General features: G+C 62.1%; 20 protein-coding genes and 1 pseudogene. 5 read left to right on the top strand and 16 right to left on the bottom strand.

All coding sequences use genetic code 11. The features are described 5' to 3' along the window. Position 1 precedes the first annotated feature (1 nt). From NKJ72_RS21955 to NKJ72_RS21945, 3 genes are all read right to left on the bottom strand, one after another. The gene (locus NKJ72_RS21955) at positions 2-442 is read right to left on the bottom strand and encodes a DUF411 domain-containing protein (protein WP_352479360.1); all 441 of its coding nucleotides are present in this window, start codon (positions 440-442) and stop codon (positions 2-4) included. A gap of 28 nt (positions 443-470) precedes the next feature. Beyond that, positions 471-1907: a multicopper oxidase family protein gene (locus tag NKJ72_RS21950; RefSeq protein ID WP_352479359.1), complete on the bottom strand. Its 1437-nt coding sequence runs from the start codon at positions 1905-1907 to the stop codon at positions 471-473. A 139-nt stretch (positions 1908-2046) separates the two neighbouring features. Next, complete coding sequence (locus NKJ72_RS21945) at positions 2047-2433, bottom strand: hypothetical protein (protein ID WP_352479358.1); 387 nt, start codon at positions 2431-2433, stop codon at positions 2047-2049. 180 nt (positions 2434-2613) lie between these two features. Here NKJ72_RS21945 and NKJ72_RS21940 point away from each other — a divergent pair, with 180 nt between their 5' ends. Then, positions 2614-2964: a hypothetical protein gene (locus NKJ72_RS21940; protein ID WP_352479357.1), complete on the top strand. Its 351-nt coding sequence runs from the start codon at positions 2614-2616 to the stop codon at positions 2962-2964. Between the two features lie 56 nt (positions 2965-3020). Here the strand turns inward: NKJ72_RS21940 and NKJ72_RS21935 are convergent, their stop codons facing one another. Continuing rightward, complete coding sequence (locus NKJ72_RS21935) at positions 3021-3689, bottom strand: ArsR/SmtB family transcription factor (protein WP_352479356.1); 669 nt, start codon at positions 3687-3689, stop codon at positions 3021-3023. Positions 3690-3759: 70 nt separating this feature from the next. On the opposite strand from NKJ72_RS21935, the gene NKJ72_RS21930 reads away from it, so the two are divergent. Both NKJ72_RS21930 and NKJ72_RS21925 read left to right on the top strand, forming a co-directional pair. Then, positions 3760-4497 (top strand): MBL fold metallo-hydrolase, encoded by a 738-nt coding sequence (locus NKJ72_RS21930; RefSeq protein ID WP_352479355.1) that lies wholly within the window; start codon positions 3760-3762, stop codon positions 4495-4497. Positions 4498-4575: 78 nt separating this feature from the next. Next, the gene (locus NKJ72_RS21925; RefSeq protein WP_352479354.1) at positions 4576-5766 is read left to right on the top strand and encodes an MFS transporter; all 1191 of its coding nucleotides are present in this window, start codon (positions 4576-4578) and stop codon (positions 5764-5766) included. Positions 5767-5855: 89 nt separating this feature from the next. On the opposite strand, the gene NKJ72_RS21920 is transcribed toward NKJ72_RS21925, so the two are convergent. Further along, entirely contained in the window at positions 5856-6020 is a 165-nt protein-coding gene (locus tag NKJ72_RS21920; RefSeq protein ID WP_352479353.1) for a hypothetical protein, read from the bottom strand. 160 nt (positions 6021-6180) lie between these two features. After that, positions 6181-6437, bottom strand: a pseudogene (locus NKJ72_RS21915) (KUP/HAK/KT family potassium transporter); the annotation flags it as partial. Positions 6438-6559: 122 nt separating this feature from the next. Between NKJ72_RS21915 and NKJ72_RS21910 the strand changes: the two are divergent. Next, entirely contained in the window at positions 6560-7204 is a 645-nt protein-coding gene (locus NKJ72_RS21910; RefSeq protein ID WP_352479352.1) for a hypothetical protein, read from the top strand. Positions 7205-7371: 167 nt separating this feature from the next. On the opposite strand, the gene NKJ72_RS21905 is transcribed toward NKJ72_RS21910, so the two are convergent. The 10 genes from NKJ72_RS21905 to NKJ72_RS21860 form a co-directional block, all read right to left on the bottom strand. Then, positions 7372-8283 (bottom strand): ABC transporter permease, encoded by a 912-nt coding sequence (locus NKJ72_RS21905; RefSeq protein WP_352479351.1) that lies wholly within the window; start codon positions 8281-8283, stop codon positions 7372-7374. Continuing rightward, a complete protein-coding gene (locus tag NKJ72_RS21900; protein ID WP_352479350.1) occupies positions 8280-9380 on the bottom strand; it encodes an ABC transporter permease in 1101 nt (366 codons plus the stop codon). Before NKJ72_RS21900 ends, NKJ72_RS21905 begins: the two co-directional genes overlap by 4 nt. Next, complete coding sequence (locus NKJ72_RS21895; RefSeq protein WP_352479349.1) at positions 9377-10900, bottom strand: ABC transporter ATP-binding protein; 1524 nt, start codon at positions 10898-10900, stop codon at positions 9377-9379. The genes NKJ72_RS21900 and NKJ72_RS21895 overlap by 4 nt, the downstream gene beginning before the upstream one ends. 2 nt (positions 10901-10902) lie before the next feature. After that, positions 10903-11997, bottom strand: a complete 1095-nt coding sequence (locus NKJ72_RS21890; RefSeq protein WP_352479443.1) for a BMP family ABC transporter substrate-binding protein — start codon at positions 11995-11997, stop codon at positions 10903-10905. Between the two features lie 27 nt (positions 11998-12024). Then, complete coding sequence (locus NKJ72_RS21885) at positions 12025-13404, bottom strand: amidohydrolase (protein ID WP_352479348.1); 1380 nt, start codon at positions 13402-13404, stop codon at positions 12025-12027. Position 13405: 1 nt separating this feature from the next. Beyond that, positions 13406-14065: a glutathione S-transferase family protein gene (locus tag NKJ72_RS21880; RefSeq protein WP_254819361.1), complete on the bottom strand. Its 660-nt coding sequence runs from the start codon at positions 14063-14065 to the stop codon at positions 13406-13408. Beyond that, positions 14062-14907 (bottom strand): aromatic ring-hydroxylating dioxygenase subunit alpha, encoded by an 846-nt coding sequence (locus NKJ72_RS21875; protein WP_352479347.1) that lies wholly within the window; start codon positions 14905-14907, stop codon positions 14062-14064. Before NKJ72_RS21875 ends, NKJ72_RS21880 begins: the two co-directional genes overlap by 4 nt. Then, positions 14904-15554, bottom strand: a complete 651-nt coding sequence (locus NKJ72_RS21870) for an aromatic ring-hydroxylating oxygenase subunit alpha (protein ID WP_352479346.1) — start codon at positions 15552-15554, stop codon at positions 14904-14906. The genes NKJ72_RS21875 and NKJ72_RS21870 overlap by 4 nt, the downstream gene beginning before the upstream one ends. A 141-nt stretch (positions 15555-15695) precedes the next feature. Next, positions 15696-15965, bottom strand: a complete 270-nt coding sequence (locus tag NKJ72_RS21865; protein ID WP_352479345.1) for an acylphosphatase — start codon at positions 15963-15965, stop codon at positions 15696-15698. A gap of 818 nt (positions 15966-16783) precedes the next feature. Beyond that, positions 16784-17818: a LacI family DNA-binding transcriptional regulator gene (locus NKJ72_RS21860; protein ID WP_352479344.1), complete on the bottom strand. Its 1035-nt coding sequence runs from the start codon at positions 17816-17818 to the stop codon at positions 16784-16786. A 166-nt stretch (positions 17819-17984) separates the two neighbouring features. Between NKJ72_RS21860 and NKJ72_RS21855 the strand changes: the two genes are divergently transcribed. After that, positions 17985-19031 (top strand): sterol desaturase family protein, encoded by a 1047-nt coding sequence (locus NKJ72_RS21855; protein ID WP_352479343.1) that lies wholly within the window; start codon positions 17985-17987, stop codon positions 19029-19031.

Here is a 19031-nt window from a genome sequence, read left to right as displayed (position 1 = left end):
CTCACTCGGTCGCATAGACGGTCGGCGCCTTGCCGTCCTTGGTGAAGGCGTAGATCGTCCAGGTCTCGGACTTCTCGCCGCCCATGCCGGGCGCGCCTGCCGGCATGCCGGCCAGCGTGATGCCGCTAATGGCTGGCCGCTCGGTCAACAGCTTCTTGACGATTTCGACTGGCACAAGGCCGTCGACGACATAGCCGTCGACAATCAGTGTATGGCAGCCCTCAAGGTCCGCCGGCACGCCGGCATCGCTGCTGATTTGAGAGAGATTGTTGACCGGCTTGATATCGACCTTGAAGCCATTGTGCTCAAGATAGTTGGCGTAGGATTCACAGCAGCTGCATTGCGGGTTCTTGTACATGACGGCGTTGATCGTTGCGGCGAAGGGGGGCAGCGGCGTTGCGATCAGCAGGGACAGTGCGGCAAGGCGGTAGGTCAGTTTCATTGCAGTTCTCCTTGGTTGGATAAAACTTTCAGGTCACGCGGAACACTGTCATCAGGCCGGCCATCTGGTGATCGGCGACATGGCAGTGCAGCATCCAGTCACCGGGATTGTCGGCAACGAAGGCGCATTCGATTGTGTCCTTGGGGGCGAGCAGCACCGTGTCCTGCCATTGCCGGTGCGGTACCGGCAAGCCGTTGCGCGAAAGCACCGACAGGCTGAAGCCGTGAACGTGCATGGGGTGCCACCAGGCGGTTTCGTTGCGCACAGTGAGGTGGCAAGTCACGCCGCGTTTGAGCGTAAACTGCGGCGCCATGCCGGCATGGCCATCGCCAGTCATCGACATGCCGTTGATTGCCCAGGCGGCGGCGCCGTTCATGCCGGGCATCGCCATGCCCATCATGCCGCCGACGCCGGCCAGCTTGCCGCCGCCCATCATGCCGCCTTGCAGGACGATCTCATGCTGTTCAGCCTTGGCCAGGTCGGGGGCCGGCAGCGGATTGGCGGGCAGGCGACGCGGAGCATCGAGAAGATGGTGGCGCAGCGGCGGCGCCTTGTCATAGGCAAGCGTTGTCAGCGTGTAGACGAGGCCGTCATAGAAGTCGTCGACCACCGCGTGCCTGCTGCCGGGACCACCCTGCATGTCGAGCATAATGTCGATGCGCATGGCCGGTGCCAGCACCAGGCGGCCGTCTTCCGGTTCATGCGGGTCGCAGGGCTGGCCGTCGACCGCGACGATCACCGGACGGTGACCCTCGAAGCGCAGCGCCACCATGCGGGCAAGGCAGGCATTGGTGAGCCGCAGTCTGACGCGCTCACCTGCCGTCACGCTCAGGTCGGCCGGCGCCGCGCCATTGATGGTGACGGCATTGCCGACGCGGCCCGACATCGACGCATCCATCATGCTGCCGAAGCCGCCGGCGATCTGGCCGTCGCTGGTGAGCCGCCAGTCCTGCAGCAGCCAGAGGAGATCGCGGTCGGCGGCGACGGGTTCACGTTCCTCAACGATCAGCGGGCCGGCGAGTCCACGGCCGATCTGCACCAGGCTGTCGGCATGCGAATGGTACCAGAAGGTGCCGGCATCTGGCGGCGTGAACTCATAGACGAAGTTCTCGCCCGGTCCGATCGGCCTCTGGGTCAGGCCCGGCACGCCGTCCATGGCGTTCGGCAAACGGATGCCATGCCAATGGACGGTCGTGTCTTCGTCTAGTCCGTTCTCGACAGTGATGCGGACCGGCTGGCCCTGCCGCAGGCGCAATGTTGGGCCGGGGGTGGTGCCGCTATAGGTCCAGACTGCGGTAGACGGACCGTCGGCGCCATTGAGCAGCGCCTGGCCCGGGCCGGCCTTGATCCTGCGCTCGTCCTCGGTCGAGGCGCGTGCAGGACGCAGCGAGCAGGACACGGCAGCGCCCGCCGCGGCCGCAAAAAACCCGCGGCGCGATATCGAATGACTGAAATCGTATTTCACCCTGCTTGCCCTTTGCGATCTCGATCGATGGCGAGCCACTCGGCATCGAACTGGAATGCTGTATGCGCCCGCGCGCGCAACGATGCGCAACACAGGCGATCAGGCGCCGGGAATCAGCCGCGTCACGGCTGAAACGGCGTCAAGCGCTGAGTCGGGGAGGGTATGGGTCGGGTAGGGAACTTCGTCCCTGCAGGAACGGGGCAGCTTGCGTCGATGGCTGCTGCACGTGGAGAACTGCCGTCACCGCGAGGTCTTGCGGCAGCACCGTCAGCACCGGTGCGATGCAGGTCGGCGGACAATGCATCGGGTTGCCACTGTCGCCGATGTCTTTGAGGCACGCCCTGCAGTCGCCGTTCATGGAAGCACCGGCCAAAGTGCCTGTGCTGGCACCGGTGGACATCGCCATAGCGTCCGCCATCTTGGCCGACATGACGCTGGCCTGAGCGGCAGACAGGCTGAACCCGGCGGTCAGGAAGACCGCTATTAGCATGACGAGGAGATGCTTTGGCGACAGCCGGGCCATCATCCGCCTAGGCTGGCCGCAAAATGCAGCTTTTGCAAGTCCCCGATGCTGCGACATCAAGACTTACGCGATAAGCTCCGGATTGGCTTCGGTGAATTCAGCGTGCGGAACGAATGATGGCTAGTTCCTTCATCGCGAAGGGCCCGGTCGATCAGCACGAAATAGGGCGGTGGTCCAAGCACCGTGATCTGGCCGGCCGAGGTGATGCTGATCAGCAGGCGGCACCCCGACGCGAAAAGCTGCTCGGCGACCGGCACGGCGAAGGAGGAGCCGACCGCACAGCCAAATGATGCCAAGCGTCTGGCCATCCAGTTCGAACTCGTGAAGGACGGTATGATAGCAGGCCCAGCCCGACGATGGGCGGGCGCGGCCTTCTTTGCGCAACCGGCGCACTATGTTGCCGTCCGGATCAAGGACACACACAGAAGGCATGCGTTCCGGCGACAGGTCTTTTTGCCGCCGCGCCTCGCGAAGCATGCTTTCAACCTGAAACACGGACTCGGCCGAATAGTCCTTCAGCTCGAGCAGCGGTGATCGCGGAACTGGTGGCGTCATGTTGTTCGACCGAAGACTTTTGGCTGCGGGACCACTCAGGCCGCTGCCTCAATTGGTAGGCCTGCGGCCTTCCAATCGGGATACCCGTCCTCGAGCCGGTGAGCGACATACCCTCGCGCCCGCAATGCCGCGACAGCCTCGAACGAGAGAACGCAATAAGGGCCGCGGCAATAGGCAATGACCTCCCGGTTCGCGGGAAGTTCCGCCAGCCGGTTTTCAAGTTCAGCGAACGGGATGTTGAGCGCTCCCGGTAGATGTCCGAGCGCGAACTCGTCCTCCGACCGGACATCGAGAACCGTGACAAGGCCATCACGCAACCTTGAGACAAGCTCTTCACGCGACACAGCCTCCAAGGCGTCGCGAGCCTGGAAATAGTCGGTCATGACGCGGTTGACCTCGGCGACGTTCCGCTCACCCACGCGCCCCAGAGCCTTCATTAATTCAACCACCAGAACATCTCCTGCAAGGCGATAGAGCATATGCTTGCCCTGCCGCTCGGCCTCGACAAGTCGCGCGCGTCGAAGGATTTGAAGGTGGCGCGAGGCGTTCGCAAAGTTGAGGCCGGCCCGGGCCGCAAGTCCTTCGACGCTGCGTTCACCCTGTGCGAGGTGCTCCAGCAATTCCAGCCGGTGCGCATGCCCGAGCGCCTGAGCCACCTCGGCAAGGCTGGCGAAAATCGCCTGTTTTGGTCCAACGCTTGACACGACTGTCCCTCGGTGAAACATTCAGCAGAATAATTGAATATTACCGCAGGCGAGGTAGGGAGCGCAAGCCATGATCCTCCGTCAATTCCTCCATTCCGATCCCGTCGCCGCATCCTACCTGTTCGGATGTGGTGGAAAATCGGCCGCTGCGGTGGTCGATCCGGTCGGTGACATTGCGCCTTACCTTAGGGTCGCCGAGGCGACGGGCATGCGCATCCTCTATGTGGTCGACACGCACATCCATGCCGACCACATTTCCGTCGGGCGGGCGCTCGCTGCAGCGTCCGGCGCGGAATACCTGCTCTTCGAAGGCGCGGAGGCCGGGTTCCCGTTTCTGCGCGCCAAGGACGGTGACGTGCTCGAACTCGGCAATGTGATGATGGCCGTCATGCACACGCCCGGGCATACGCCGGAGCACATTTCGCTCTTGGTCACCGATCGGACACGCGCGAGCGAGCCGTGGTTCGTGCTGACAGGCCACACGCTGATGGTTGGCGATCTCGGGCGAACCGAACTGGCAACCGACGCCGAGGCCGGCGCGCGGACGCTGTTTTCCAGCGTGCGCCGTCTCAAGCAACTGCCGGATCACGTCGAGGTGCTGCCCGGCGCATATTCCGGCTCGGTCTGCGGGCGCTCGCTCAGCGGCAAGCCGACATCGACGATTGGCTTCGAGAAGCGCTTCAACAAAGCATTCCGCATTGAGGACGAGGGCACCTTCGTCGCCACGATGGTCGCCGACATACCACCCCCGCCGCCGGATGCGGCGCGCAACCGAGCCACCAATGCCGGGTTGGTCGCCGCGGCCTGACCGATGGGCGTTTCGCGGTCAGCAGGCTCGACTGTCAGACTTGGGCTTAGGGAAAACTGGCGGCAGTTTGCTCTCCTGATGCTGGTGAATGCTTTTGTCGGCGGCATGGTCGGGATCGAGCGAACGGTCGTGCCGCTCATCGGATCGGAAGAGTTCGGCATCACGTCAACGACACTTGTCGTCTCCTTCATCGTGAGCTTCGGCGTGGTCAAGGCGCTTGCCAATCTCGTCTCCGGCCAACTCGCCGATAGCTGGGGGCGCAAGCGCGTTCTCGTCCTCGGCTGGCTTGTCGGCTTGCCGGTTCCGTTCATGATCATCTGGGCTCCGAGCTGGGGATGGGTGATTGCGGCCAATGCACTGCTCGGCATCAATCAAGGACTGGCCTGGTCGATGACTGTGGTCATGAAGGTCGATCTCGTGGGTCCGAAATCACGCGGCCTTGCAGTCGGCCTCAATGAGTTTGCCGGCTATCTCGCCGTCGGCGTAACGGCATTCCTCACGGGCTATCTCGCTTCGCGATACGGCCTGCGCCCGGTGCCCATCTATCTCGGGATCGGCTACGCCATCGTCGGCACCGTATTGTCGGTGCTGCTAATCCGTGACACGCGCGACCACCTCCGGTTGGAAACATCCGCTCACGCAATGCAATCCGTGCCGATCAGTTTCCGGGAGGTGTTTGCGCTGACCTCGTTCCGGAATCGCAATCTGTTCGCGGCTTCGCAAGCCGGCCTCGTCAACAACCTCAACGACGGCATGAGCTGGGGTATTTTCCCATTGTTCTTCGTGTCCTTCGGACTTGGCATCGAGCGCATCGGCATCCTGAAGGCGGTCTATCCCGCAACATGGGGAATCCTGCAGGTCGTCACCGGCCCCTTGAGCGATCGCTGGGGCCGCAAGGGCCTGATCGTCGCCGGGATGTGGACCCAGGCCGGCGGTCTGTTTCTTACCGCCGCCACGGGCCGGTTCGAATGGTGGCTCATCGGCAGTCTTCTGCTCGGCCTTGGAACGGCAATGGTCTATCCAAGTCTGATCGCTGCCGTTTCCGACGCCTCGCATCCCAGCTGGCGCGCCCGCTCGCTCAGCGTCCATCGGTTCTGGCGCGATCTCGGCTACGCGATCGGCGCGCTCTCAGCAGGTCTCATCGCCGATCGCTTCGGGCTCTCGTGGGCGATAACATCGATCGCCGCATTGACGTTTGTCTCTGGCGCAATTGTTGCCATCGCGATGCAGGAGGCCGCCAAAGGTTCGCGCCAACCTTCCCGCAGATAGTCGATCCGGGGGGTCGGCCTGATATCCGATGGCACTCACGGACTCGCTCACGCTCATCCTACGGTACATTGGTGTTGCGCAACTGGCCATCATTGCCGGCCCTGGCCGTTCGTGATCTGCGCTTCAGTCTCGTCGGGTACCTCGTTGCGGTGTTCTGCTTTGGGGTCGCCTCCAGCACCAGATTGCGAGCCTGCCGGCTCGGCAATCCTTAGCGTGTAGTATTCGATCGGAACGCCCCTCGTACCGACGCGCATCAGCTTGTTCCTCGCTAAAGGAACGCGTTCAGGCAGTATGCTCGCATGGGTTGGATAAATCCATATGATGCCGACGCGAGCCAATGCGCCTGTGGGCTCACGTGGGTTGACGGATGGGCAGGTGCCAAGTCGGACCAGCGCCTACTGTATATGCAGAAGCTTAGACAGCCACCTGGGTTCCGATCTCGACCACACGTCCGGTCGGAATCTTGCAATATTCAGTCGCATCAGCCGCCGTGCGCGCCAGCCCGGTGAACAGCTTGTCCTGCCAGACCGGCATGCCGGAATTGGGCGATGTCTTGAGCGAGCGCCGCGACAGGAAGAAGGATCTCGTGATGTCGAACTTCCAGCCTTCTTGCGGCAGATCGCCAGCGCGCGGGGGATGTTGGGCTGCTCCATATAGCCGAAGGTCAGCGTCCCGAAAAACCTTAGTCAAGCAACGGGGTAGAGCCCTCCAATTTCTGGAGCAGGGAACTTGCTTCTTCACGGGAAACACCGGAGGAATGATGATCAACTGAGAATTGATTCGGAGCTTGTGCATGCGCGGGGTGCAAGCGGCTTTGGCTGCACTGATTCTGACCGGTTCCTTCACTTCCGCCCTCGCCGACAACAGTTCTCCCTTCATCTATTTTGCAACCGAAGATCCTTTTGCTGCCGGTCAACCGACGAAGAACGACGTCTATGTTTTTGGGGGCGTCTTTGTGACCGGGTCCTTCGGGGATACTATCAACGTCTTCGGGGCCGACTGTACGAACAATTACATGATCGGAGCTGCTTACGGCCGTGATTTCGCCGATGTTGGCGCGGGTTTTGTCCTTGGCGGTGTGACTGGGGCTGCCATAAGGTTTGGCGAGGACGACGATACATCCGGAGAGCTTTGGGCCGGGATGCGGCTTCGCCACCAGGGCCTTGTCATCGGCGATCTGGCGATTGCGCCAGCGCTGACGGCCGGTGTCAGTGCCGTTACAGGCGTCACCGAGATCGAGCACGCCCGCGAAATCCATTACGATGGCGATGCATCCTTCCTGGGTTTTATCGGCGCGGAGCTTTCTTTCAGACTAAGGCAAGCTCCCAACGTCGAGCTTGTCTATCAACTCCATCACAGATCCGGCGCCGGTGGCACGTTTGGAAACATGGGAGAGGGTTCCAACGCGAATGCTGTTGGAGTGCGTTATCGCTTCTAGCTGACGCCTGAATGCTTCGGGTCGGGGCTGACATTCTATGAAGGTGCGCCGGTTGCCGCCGCCCGTAGGCGACGAGCGGGGCCGAGTCGGCGCGCTGGATGGCGTCAGAGCGCGGGGCGCAATCCACCATTCTTCACGGGATCCTTGATGGGCCGTACCAAGCGACACTATCGTTCGAAAGGTTCTCCCAGCGAAGCCACGCCGTTGAGCTTGAGCAGACGGCGGTTCGAAGAGATGATGCCGAGCACGATCACGGTCACGAGATAAGGCAAGCTCGATAGAAGTTGCGAGGAAACGTCCAGCCCTGTCGCCTGGGCCGCGAGGCTTGCGAGGGACACGGCGCCGAAGAGGCACGCACCGAGGAAGATACGGCTGGCAAGCCAAGTGCCGAAGACGACGAGCGCAATCGCAATCCAGCCGCGCCCTGCGATCATGCCATCGGCCCAGAGCGGAGTGTAGACCACGGATGCGTAGGCACCGGCGAAACCTGCCAACGCGCCGCCGAAGGCGACCGCGGCGAAGCGCACGGCGATCACCGGATAGCCGAGCGCACGGGCCGCCTTGGGGTTCTCGCCGATGGCGCGGACGACGAGGCCGGTCTTGGTGTAGGCGAATATCGCCCAGATGGCGACGGTCGCGGCAAGCGAAAGCCACACGACAACGTCTTGGGCGAACAAGCCGCCGATCACCGGGATATCCGAAAGCCCGGGCAATGAAAGCTTCGGAAGCCCCTTAACCGTGAGGCTCTCATAGCTCTTGCCGAACAGCGCCGAGAGGCCTTGGCCGAGGATGCCTATGGCAAGGCCTACCGCAACCTGGTTTGCGCGAAATCCCAGCGCGATGACGGCAAAGACCAGGGAAAGAGCCGCGCTGGCGAGGCCCGCGGCGAGGAAACCGAGGAGATGCCCGCCGCCTTGATAGACGATAATGAAGGCGATGACGGCGCCGAGGGCCATCAGTCCCTCCACCCCGAGATTGAGGACGCCAGCCCGCTCGGCCACCAGTTCGCCGAGCGCCGCAAGGAGAAACGGCGTAGCCGCCGCCAACATCCCGGCGATGATGAACTCGACGGCGTTCATGACGTGCTTCCGTGGGCGGCATGGCGCCATTCGAGCCGGTAGCGGACGAAGGCGATGGCGACGAGATAGGCGAGCAGCAGGCTGCCCTGGAAAACCCTGACCGCAGCGACCGGCAGATTTGCCGAGACCATGGCGTTATCGCCGCCGATATAGAGGGCCGCCATGAGCAACGCGGAAAAGGTGATGCCGACCGGGTGAAGGCCACCGAGATAGGCCACGATGATGGCGGCATAGCCGTAGCCGGTCGAGATGGAGCGCTGCAGCTGGCCGAGCGGCCCGGCCACCTCGGCCGCTCCGGCGAGGCCTGCCGCGAAACCGCCGATGAGCAGGGAAAGCCAGATCGCCCGTCCTTCGTTGAAGCCGGCGTATCCGGCCGCGCGCGGCGCGAGGCCGCCGACCTGCAGCTTGAAGCCGGCGAAACTCCTCTGCATGAAGATCCAGGCCGCAAGGGAGAGCGCGCAGGCGATAAGCAGCGAGACGTTGACGCGGGTGCCGGGGATCAGGATCGGCACCATCGCGTCGGACTGGAACATCACCGATTGCGGGAAGTTGAAGCCGTTTGGGTCCTTCCAGGGGCCGAGAAGCAGGTAGTTGAGCAGTTGCGCGGCAACGAGCGCCAGCATGAGCGATACGAGAATCTCGTTGGCATTGAGCTTCACGCGCCAGAAGGCGGTGAGGGACGCCCACAGAGCGCCGCCCAGCGCACCGATGACAAGCATGGAGGGCCAGATCCATTGGCCCGTTGCCTCTGGGAACCAGATGGGAATGGCCGATGCGAAGATCGCGCCGAGGATGAACTGGCCCTCGGCGCCGATGTTGAAGACCTTTGCGCGAAAGCCGATCGCAAGCCCCTGCGCGATCAGCAGTAGCGGCGCGGTCTTAAGCAGGACTTCCGAGAAAGAGGCCCAGGACAGGAAGGGCTCCAGAAGCATCGCGTGGAAAACGGCTACCGGATCGCGGCCCATAAGGAGGTAGAGCCCGAGATTGAGAAGCGTCGCCAAGGCGAGCGCGACGGGCGGAGCGATCAGTTTGACGGGAAGCGAGGCATGCTCCCGGCGAACGAGAACAGGAAGGAGCGGCGCGGACAGAGCGCTCATGCAGGGACCTTTTTGGCCGTCGAATGCGCGCCGATCATGTAGCGGCCGATCTCCTCGGGTCTCGTGTCGCGCGTCACCAGCGGCGGGCTCAGCCGGCCTTGATGGAGCACCTGGATCGAATCGCAGAGTTCGAACAGTTCCTCCAGTTCCTCCGAGATGACGAGGATACCCATGCCTTCGTTGCGCAGGGCAACGAGGCGCCGGCGGATGGCGGACGCGGCGCCGATGTCGACGCCCCAGGTGGGTTGCGCCACGAACAGTAATTGCGGGGACAGCATGATCTCTCGGCCGACGATGAACTTTTGCAGATTGCCGCCCGAAAGCGAGCCGGCCTCCGCTTCCGAACCGGGCGTGCGCACGTCGTATTGCCGGATGCAGTCCTCGGTGAAAGCCTTCACCTGGTTCGTGTCGACGAGGCCGCGTTTCAACAGGCCGAACGGATGGGCGGTCAGAAGGCTGTTGAGGACAAGCGACATTTCCGGCACGGCGCCGCGGCCAAGCCGTTCCTCGGGAACGAAGGCGAAGCCCAGTCGGCGGCGGGCGGCCGCGTCGAGCGCGCCGACATCCTTTCCCATCATATAGATACGGTCGGACTGTTCGCGCGGCAGCACCGTTTCGCCTGAAATCAACGCTGCGAGTTCACTCTGCCCGTTGCCCGATATGCCCGCGATCCCGAGGATCTCGCCGGCCCGGACCGTCAGGCTGACGTCGGAAAGCGCCACCGCGAAGGGATCGTCCGGCCGATGGTCGAGGCCGACGATTTCGAGGCGCTTTTCGCCGCCGGAATGCGCGAGCGCCGGCATGGGCTGCGGCATGTCGCGGCCGATCATCATCCGGGCAAGGTCGTGCGCGTCGTGGTCGCGCGGGTCCACGCGGCCGGTGATGCGCCCGCCGCGCAGGATGGTCGCGCGGTCGCAGACCGCGCGGATCTCCTCCAGCTTGTGCGAGATGAACAGGATGGAGACGCCGCGGTCGCGCAGCCGCCGTAATGTCTCGAATAGCTTGTCCACCGATTGCGGGGGCAGGACGGAGGTCGGTTCATCGAGGATCAGGAGTTGGGGTTCGGTCATCAGGCAGCGGATGATTTCCACCCGCTGCCGCTCTCCGACAGAGAGCGCGTGCACATGGGCGAGCGGATCGACTTCGAGTCCGAACTCGCGGCCGAGCATGCGGATGCGATCCGCAAGATCCGATTTGCCCCTGGGCACGACCAGCCGGATGTTCTCCACCACCGTCAGCGTCTCGAACAAGGAGAAATGCTGGAAGACCATGCCGATCCCCTTGCGCCTCGCATCCGCCGGGGAAGCAAGGGCCAGGGGTTCCCCTTTCCAGGTCGCCATTCCGGCGTCCGGCTGCTCGACGCCATAGATCAGCTTCATCAGCGTCGACTTGCCCGCTCCGTTTTCCCCGAGGATCGCATGGATCGAGCACGGAGCCACATCCAGATCGATGTCTCTATTGGCATGGATTTGGCCGTAGCTCTTGGAGATGCCGCGCAGCGACAGGAGCGGGGTGGTCACGGTCACTTGGGCAGCGGCGTGGTGACACCCTTGACGTGCCAGTCCGTTGCGACGATCTCGGCATCGGTCATCGTTTTTCCCGCGGGGACTCCCTCGCTGCCGTCGGCCTTGGCGACCGGACCGGCAAAGGGCGAGAAGCTGCCGCCGGCGATCTTGGCTCCAACCTCTTTGATCCTGTTCATCATCTCGGCCGGGATACCCGGGTTCCAGTCGACGACCTCTACAACCTTGTCGCCGACACCCAGGAAAGCGTTGGCGCCCTTGAACTTGCCGGCGAGGTGGGCGTCGACCGAGGTTTTGAAGAAGGGTGACCAATCGGTCGCCACGCAGCCGAGATAGGTTTCAGGCGCGTATTTCTTCATCGACGAATTGAGGTTGAAGGCAGGGACGCCGGCCTCCTCGCAGGCCGACACGACGGAGGGCGTGTCCTGCGCGTTGGAGAAGATCACGTCGCATTTCTGCGCCAACAGCGCCTTGGCGGCTTCCTGCTCCTTGGCCGGATCGAACCAGGAGTTCACCCATACGACCGAAACCTCGACATCGGGTTTCACCGCTTGCGCGCCCAGCGTGAAGGCGTTGATGGAGGTGATCAGTTCGGGAATGGCGAAGGCGGAGACCGAGCCGAGTTTGCCGGTCTTTGACAGCGCGGCGGCCGCCATGCCCATCAGGTAGGTACCCTGGAAATATTGGGCCGCGAAGGGCGAGAAGTTCGGCGCTACCTGGAAACCGGAAGCATGCAGCACGGTGACGTCGGGGTTCCGGCGCGCGATCTGCAGGGCACCGTTCTGGTAGCCGAAGGAGCCGGCGATCAGGAACTTGTTCCCGTCGGCGACCACCTTGTTCATGATGCGGTCGGCATCGGGTCCTTCCTGTATATTCTCGATGATGGTGACCTTCACCTTGTCGCCGTAGGCTGCCTTCACCGGCTCGAGCCCGTCGGCGAGCGCACGGCCCCAGCCGACATCGCCGACCGGCGACGGGACCACGAGCACGATGCCCAGAGGTTCGTCGGCAGCAAGCGCGCGGCCACCCACCGCTGCGACGAGGCCGGAGGCGGCCGCGCCCTTCATCAATGTTCTGCGGGTAAGATTTGTCAGCATGTCGGTTCCCCTTGTTTTCGGTTTCTAGAATTCCACGGTCGCGAGCGCCGCCTCGGCTTCCGCGAACAGCCGTGCCTCGTCGAGCCCCGGGAACTCGCCCTTGGCCCAGACGATGCGGCCGTTGATCATGGTCATGTCGGTCGGCATGCCGATGCCCACCTTGGCTAGCAGGCTCAGCGGATCGTGCCGCGTGCCAACATAGTCCATGCGCCGCGTGTCGATGGCGAAAAGGTCGGCAGCCATGCCAGGCGTCAGCCTGCCGATGTCGCCGCGCCCGAGCAGCGCCGCGCCCCCGGTCGTCGCATAACCGAGAAAATCGGCCGGCGGCGGAACGGGATGGTCGCGTGTCGATGCCGACAGACATTGCAGCATGTAGGCGGAATGGATGCAGTGCATCAGGTTGGAATTGTCGTTCGAGGCGGCACCGTCGCAACCTAGTCCTATGCTGAGGCCGAAGGCCGACATCGCCGGGATATCGGTGATTTCAGCGCCGACGAGATAGACCGGCTCAGGGCAATGCGAGACGCCGGTACCGCTTGCGGCCATCTTGCGCAGCTCGTCGTGGGTTAGCTCCCAGCAATGGGCATAGAAGGCATCCGGCCCGCAGAAGCCGATCTCCGCGCAGTAATCCACCGTCCGCATGGCGTGACGGTCCTCGATGACCGGGCTTTCGCCCTCGCCGACATGGGTATGCATACGCACCCCGCGATCACGCGCTAGCGCCACCGATTCCACGAAGGTCTCGCGATAGCAGTTGACTGGCTGGCAGGGCGCGACGGCCACCTGGCGCATGCTGAAAGGACCGGCATCATGATAGGCGTCGATCAGCCGGGCGCAATCGGCGATGAACTCGTCCGTCGTCTCCAGCATGGCATCGGGGATGGTCGAGCCTTTCGATTTCGGTAGCGTGTTGCCGCCGCGTCCGGCATGGAAGCGCATACCGAGGAGTTCGGCTGCTTCGAACTGCCGGTCGACCAGCCGCTTGCCGGCCTTCCACGGAAAGCAATACTGATGGTCGAATGCGGTCGTGCAACCGTGCTTTATCAGCTCGGCCATCGCCGTGACCGAAGCGTGGTAGAAGCATTCCTCGGTCAGCCGCGAGAAAATGGGATAGATGCGGTCGAGCCATTCGATGACCGACAACTTCGTCCAGTCCAGATCGGCGCGGTTGCGCACGAAGCATTGAAAGAAGTGATGATGGGTGTTGACGAGGCCGGGATAGACGAACCAGCCGGCGGCGTCCTGCGTGACGGTCCCGACGGGCAACTCTCCCTTGTCGAGGCCTTCGCCGATGGCCCGTATCGCCGGGCCGTCGGTCAAGAGATCGACATTGCGCCGGATGTCCGGACCGTTGCCCTCGTCCACGATGACCGCTGCGCAGTTCTTCAGCAAGTGGCCCGCCAAGTCACGCCTCGCCGGCTTCGAGGACGGGCTCGGGCTTCAGTTCGTGCAGCCGGTGGATACCGGGCATCTCGATGAAGCCCTCGAGACTGCGGATCGCCCGCGACCAGAGCCGGATCGCGGGATAGGGGTCGAGCGAAACGCCGCCGTCCGGCGCCAGCGCCACATAAGGAAAGCAGGCGACGTCCGCGATCGTCGGCCTGTCCGACGCGAGGAAGCGCTGGCCGCGGATATGCTGTTCGACGAGGCCGGCTTCCAGCTCCCGCAGGGCCGCTATCCCCTGCCCATGAAGGGTGGCGATATCGCCCGGACGCAGCAGCATCTCGTGCAAGCGCGCCGCCCCCAGGCTGCCGGTCAGCCGATGCGAGAAGGAAAGCCATTGCTGGACGCGTGCCGCCTGCAGAGCAGTATCGTTGCCCAGCCATTGCGGTGCGGCCTTCGCGGCAAGATAGACCAGCATGGCCGAGGATTCGGTCAGGACGAGGTCGCCATCCTCCAGGATCGGGATCGAACCCGCCGGATTGAGCGCCATGAGTTCGGGACCGCGATGCTCGGCGCCGGGATGGAAATCGACGGGGCGGATGTCAAGCTTCACCCCGGTCAGCGCCGCCATCAGGCGCGCCTTGTAGCAACTCGGGGACAGCACGTAGTCGTAGAGCTTCATTGCGCCACCAGTTGCGCGCCGTAGGTGTAGCCGTGGCGTTTCAGCCAGCGCCGGTAGGCAACCGATGTCAGGTCCGCCCTTGTGGGGATCTCCATGCCCGGATCGAGCGGCAGCAGCCTCGGGATCTGGTTTTCGAGAATCGACCGGTCCTGAAGGAAGATCGTCTGCTGGAAATGGATCAGGTCTGCCATCGATGTTTCGTCGTCGAACAACGCCATCCACGGCCAGACGTCGCACAGGTCTTCGGCAAGCGGCTGCACGAAAAGCGTGATGACGTCCCATTCATCCGGGCGCGGCGGGCAGGTCTTGTAGAGGATCGAGCAGGTCGGCGCAGGCACGCGATACATGTATTCGGTGGTTATGCCGCCTTCCGCCGACTTGGCGGCCTGCGGCTGGTAGAACTTCACCTGGGTCGCCCAAACCTCGTCTTCGTCCTCCCGTATCTCGACCTTGTAGTTTGGGACTTCCGTGTGCGGCTCGGCCCCTAATATGTCCGTATGCACGAAGGGGAAATGCGCAATGTCCAGGAAGTTCTCCACCGCGCGCAGCGGCGAGCAGCGCACGCGCACAACCCCGACATCGACGAGCCGGCGGCCGGGCTGATCAGCCTCGGGGATGGCAAAGAGCGCCTTTTGCGGGTCGCCGAGCGACGACCAGACATGGCCGTAGCGGATGCAGACCGGCAGGGCACGTCCGTTGCTGCCCGTGACCTTCGCGTTTCCGTCTGCGCCGAGCCTCACCCCGATCGGCTCGCCCATGAGCGCCGTCTGGCGCTCATGCGTGTCAAGCCGGCCGGCAAGGCCGACCGGATACCATTCGTCGATCATCGCGTTGCGGGTCATTGGGCGACGCCACCGCGCAGAATATCCTCGGCGGTCCGCCGTAGCGTCTCGGCTGCCCTCGACGCAGCGATACGCTTGGCCGGACCAGTGCCTTCGTCGACCAGAACATGCATCAGCGTCCGCGCTTTCCCCTGGGGGGTGAGCAGCAGCCGTAGGGTCTGGGCATTTTGCGCGTAGTCGAGCAGGCCTCCGTCGGCCTTCGTACCGGCGGCCGCCTCCAGCGCGGCAATGCCCGCCTCTACTATCATGGAGCGAAGAGGGGCTAGGCCGTCGAACCGCGGCGGCCGAGCGGTGGGTTCGCCTACGGAAATCCATATGATTCCGCCGCTGTCCTCGACGGGCTGTGTTGCGACACCAATCGTTTCCGGCGGCGTCAGGCCCGGATGGGCCGGAATGCGCAAGCAGTTTCCGGCCTGGGCATAGCTCCAACCGTGATAAATGCAGGACAGGGCCTCACCGCGCACGAAACCACGGGAAAGGCGCATGCCGCGATGAGGGCATCTGTCCGCGAAGGCCGCCGCGCGGCCGGACCGGCTTCGCCAAAGGGCAATCGGTCCGACCGGGGTTTGCGCCGGCATTACGGTTCCCGCTGGCAAGTCCGCGGAGAGGGCAACTGGCATCCATGAGCCGGAGGGATAGGGCAGCATGCATCAACCTTCGAACGACATCGACCCATCTTCCCAAATGCAGATTCGCGGTCAAGACATGACGATCAGTCCGATCACGTTTGCACAATATTTTCGCACTGGCAACAATGCCCAAAAAAGAGGCAGAGACCCTGTCCCAACCTAGCCTGTTTCGTTTTCTATCGGCGTCCGACGAATGGCCTCGACCCAGACATCGATTGGTCCAAGAGAGCACCCCATCTCCATCATATCGACCAGTTCCGCAGGACCGACAACGTCGAGTTCGATCCGGTCGGCACCGGCAACGAATATTGCCGGCGCGAGGCCGAGCTTGGCGGCATGACGCTCGATCCATGGAAGAAAGGATGCCGCTTTGACATCGCCGAGGATTGTCATGCGCTCGCGCGTAAAACGTCGATCTTGCTCGTTCATGAAGGACCTTAGCAACGAAATTGATATACAGATACGTCGTATCCAATCACGTGGCTAAGGGCGTGAAAAGGCGGGCGGATCTTTCGCCGACAAGAACGCTCGTCATCCTCGCCGACCGGTCAAGACCGGTCGCTGCCGTCCCGATGCTCCTTGGTAAGCGACAGACCTTTGACGGGCCATGTCCGGTAGCCCGTCATCGAGGGATCGGTTCGGAACTGCGTCGCAAGATCGGTCATCCGGCTCCAGGACTTTCCTAAAAGCGTATTTTCGGGAAACCAAGCCAGACGGCACCTGCGGAATAGTGGCGCCGGGGTCGCGGAACCATACGGAACGATGCGGGAAGATTTCTGATTTATACGAAAGGAGTACAATTCATTGAGGTTGGCAAGGAACCACCGACGGCTGGCGGTTGGCCAACTCCTGAAGGGCTCACGCAAAGGGCTGTATCGATGGCCACAGCGTTGGTTGTTCAAAGCGCTGCAGCCGGGATTGCTCGGCGCCGGAGATGGCGCGCAGCTCTTCGTGGATGATGCGAAGCAGGCATTTGGTGTGGCCAATTTCAAAGCGTCCGGTGGGGGCGGAACGATGCGAGACAATACGGGAAACTCTCTGATTTAGGCCCCACGAAAAAGCCAATAAAATCAATAGTTCGAGGACGTCCTCAAACAGTGCGCGACGGTGACCGTCCTACCAATGATGAATGGTGCCTTTAAATTGTTCATCCAGTCTCGATGAGGTTCGGAACCAGCGATCGGCAGCCTTGGCCGGACCAGCCCGATCCGCAAAGCACCGCTTGAATCATCGCCGAGATAAATGCGTCAGATGTTTTCCGGCGTGACTATTTCAAAAGGTATAGACCGCTGAAGGGTCGCGACCGGTGCTTGCGGTCCAATCACGTCAATCATCGTCTGCACAAGGAGGGCCGAGGTCGCCTCGAGTGGATGACAAAGAGCTGCAGTGATCATTCCCTCGGACAAGCCTTTTCGCGTATCGGGGCCAATGTCACGGCAAACCAGCTTGATGCCCGCCCGCCTTTCGGCAGGGATCTCTCGCAGCGCACGGAGCACTCCAGTTATTCCGCCGCCCACGATCAGAATTCCTACGAGATCCTCAGTCGTCTTCAGGAGTTCGGCCACCATACGGTAAGCCTCGCTCGATTCCTCATGAGTAGGGCGACTTTCTTCCACTGTGAGCCGCGGAGCGTGTTCGCGCAAATACGAACGGAAGCTGGCATCTGAAACGTCTTGGCATTGATATCGGTGATTTCCTATGAAAACCGCAATGCGACCCGGACCTTGGGTGGTTTGCGCAATCAAGAATGCCGCCGTACGCCCCAGCTTCCAGTTGTCCGTTCCCACATAGGCCGCTCGTTCCGGCGCGGATTGGTCCGTAATGTAAGCAACAACGGGCTTCCCCATTTCCTTCAGTGAACGGATTGCCTGTCCTATTATAGGGTGATCTGGTGCGATCACCGCGACTACGTCGCAGGTGTCGCCGAGCGCCACGAGTCGGCTAGAGATAGTCTCCGGTGTCAGGAGATCCACAAACTCAACGACGGCCTCAACAATTTCGTCGCGACGATCGCGACAAGCTGCGATGATTTTCTTCCCGAACAGTTTGTAGAGTTCACGGGTCGATTGCTGCAGCAGGAAACCAAATCGGTGATGCGGCGACAGTTTCTTGGCCCGGTCGTCGATCGCCCCGATCCCATAGAACCCGATTTCTTCGGCTGCGCTTTGTACTCGTTGCACGGTCTTTGGGCGAACGGAAACCGTCCCGCTGAGGATTCTGTTCACAGTCGCCACTGATACGCCAGCGGCTTGAGCGAGGTCGCGAATGGTAGGCCGCCTCATTGATCCTCCGCTGCTGTATCATCATGATTGACACTAAATGATACGAATGCGACCTAAATACTATTTTTGTGTTCCGACGATATCAAGCCTCCGATATGAATCGCCTCTGCATTGAAGCCCGAACTGGTCCAAGGCCGGTTGGATGGTCGGTCAGGAGGCTATTAAGATGGATGACCTTCAGTATGGAACGCGCGACAAACGCGGAAACTGGGTCCCGCACCGCCGCGCCGAGCCGGTGCCGATCTGGCATCGCCCGTTCAACGCCAAGAAGGTACTGGCTTGGTTTCCCGAGTTTCTGTGGCCTTGGAACGCCTTCCACATGGCCACGGCAATCATCTGGGTCAACTTGCTCATTCCGAGCTGGGACAGCCTGGCAACATTTTCGCTGCTCAACTACCTTTGGCTGTACGGCCTGAACGCAGGGGGCATTTTTCTCTTCTACGGGTTCTTTGAGCTGCGCTATTACATCCAGCGCAAGCAAGAGACGCGCTTCAAGTATAATCCAAAATTCCCCTCCGACGCGCCGTCCGACGTCTTCTGGTTTCAGAGCCAGAATATCGACAATTTCAGCCGGTCGTTTTTCATCACTATACCGCTGTGGACCGTGGTCGAAATCGTGATGCTGTGGGCCTACGCTAATAGCTGGGCGGTCTGGCTGCCCTGGACGACGAATTGGCTTTACCTATCGTTCCTCGTCATCATCGCGCCGGCCGTGCATGAGATCTATTTCTTCTTCCTGCACCGCGCCATCCATTGGCCGCCGCTCTACAAATGGGTGCACTCGGTTCACCACAACTCGATCAACCCCAGTCCGTGGTCGTCGCTGTCCATGCATCCGGTGGAAGGGTTCCTCTACCATGCCGAAGCCTGGCTGCACCTGCTGATCCCATCCAACCCTGTCTGCGCGTACTTCACACTGCATGGGGCCGGCTTCGGAGCGGTGAATGGCCATCTTGGGTTTGAGACCTTCGAACTCACGGACAAGATCAAGCTCGATAGCCATTCCTATGTCCACTACCTGCACCACAAGTATTTCGAGGTGAACTACGGCGGTGACGGTCTGGTTCCTCTCGATAAGCTTTTTGGCACTTGGCACGACGGTAGCAAAGAAGCTGACGAGGCTATGAAGGCGCGCTTCCGCAAAAAGAAAGAAAAGCTGCGCGCGCAGCAGGAAGCCCGCGGCGGCCCGGCCACTGGAATGCCGGCGGAATGA

The sequence above is a fragment of the Mesorhizobium sp. M0045 genome (assembly GCF_040323385.1).
Lineage (GTDB): Bacteria > Pseudomonadota > Alphaproteobacteria > Rhizobiales > Rhizobiaceae > Mesorhizobium.
The sequence above is the reverse complement of the archived record's forward strand: the minus strand, read 5'-3'. Positions and strand labels throughout refer to the sequence as shown.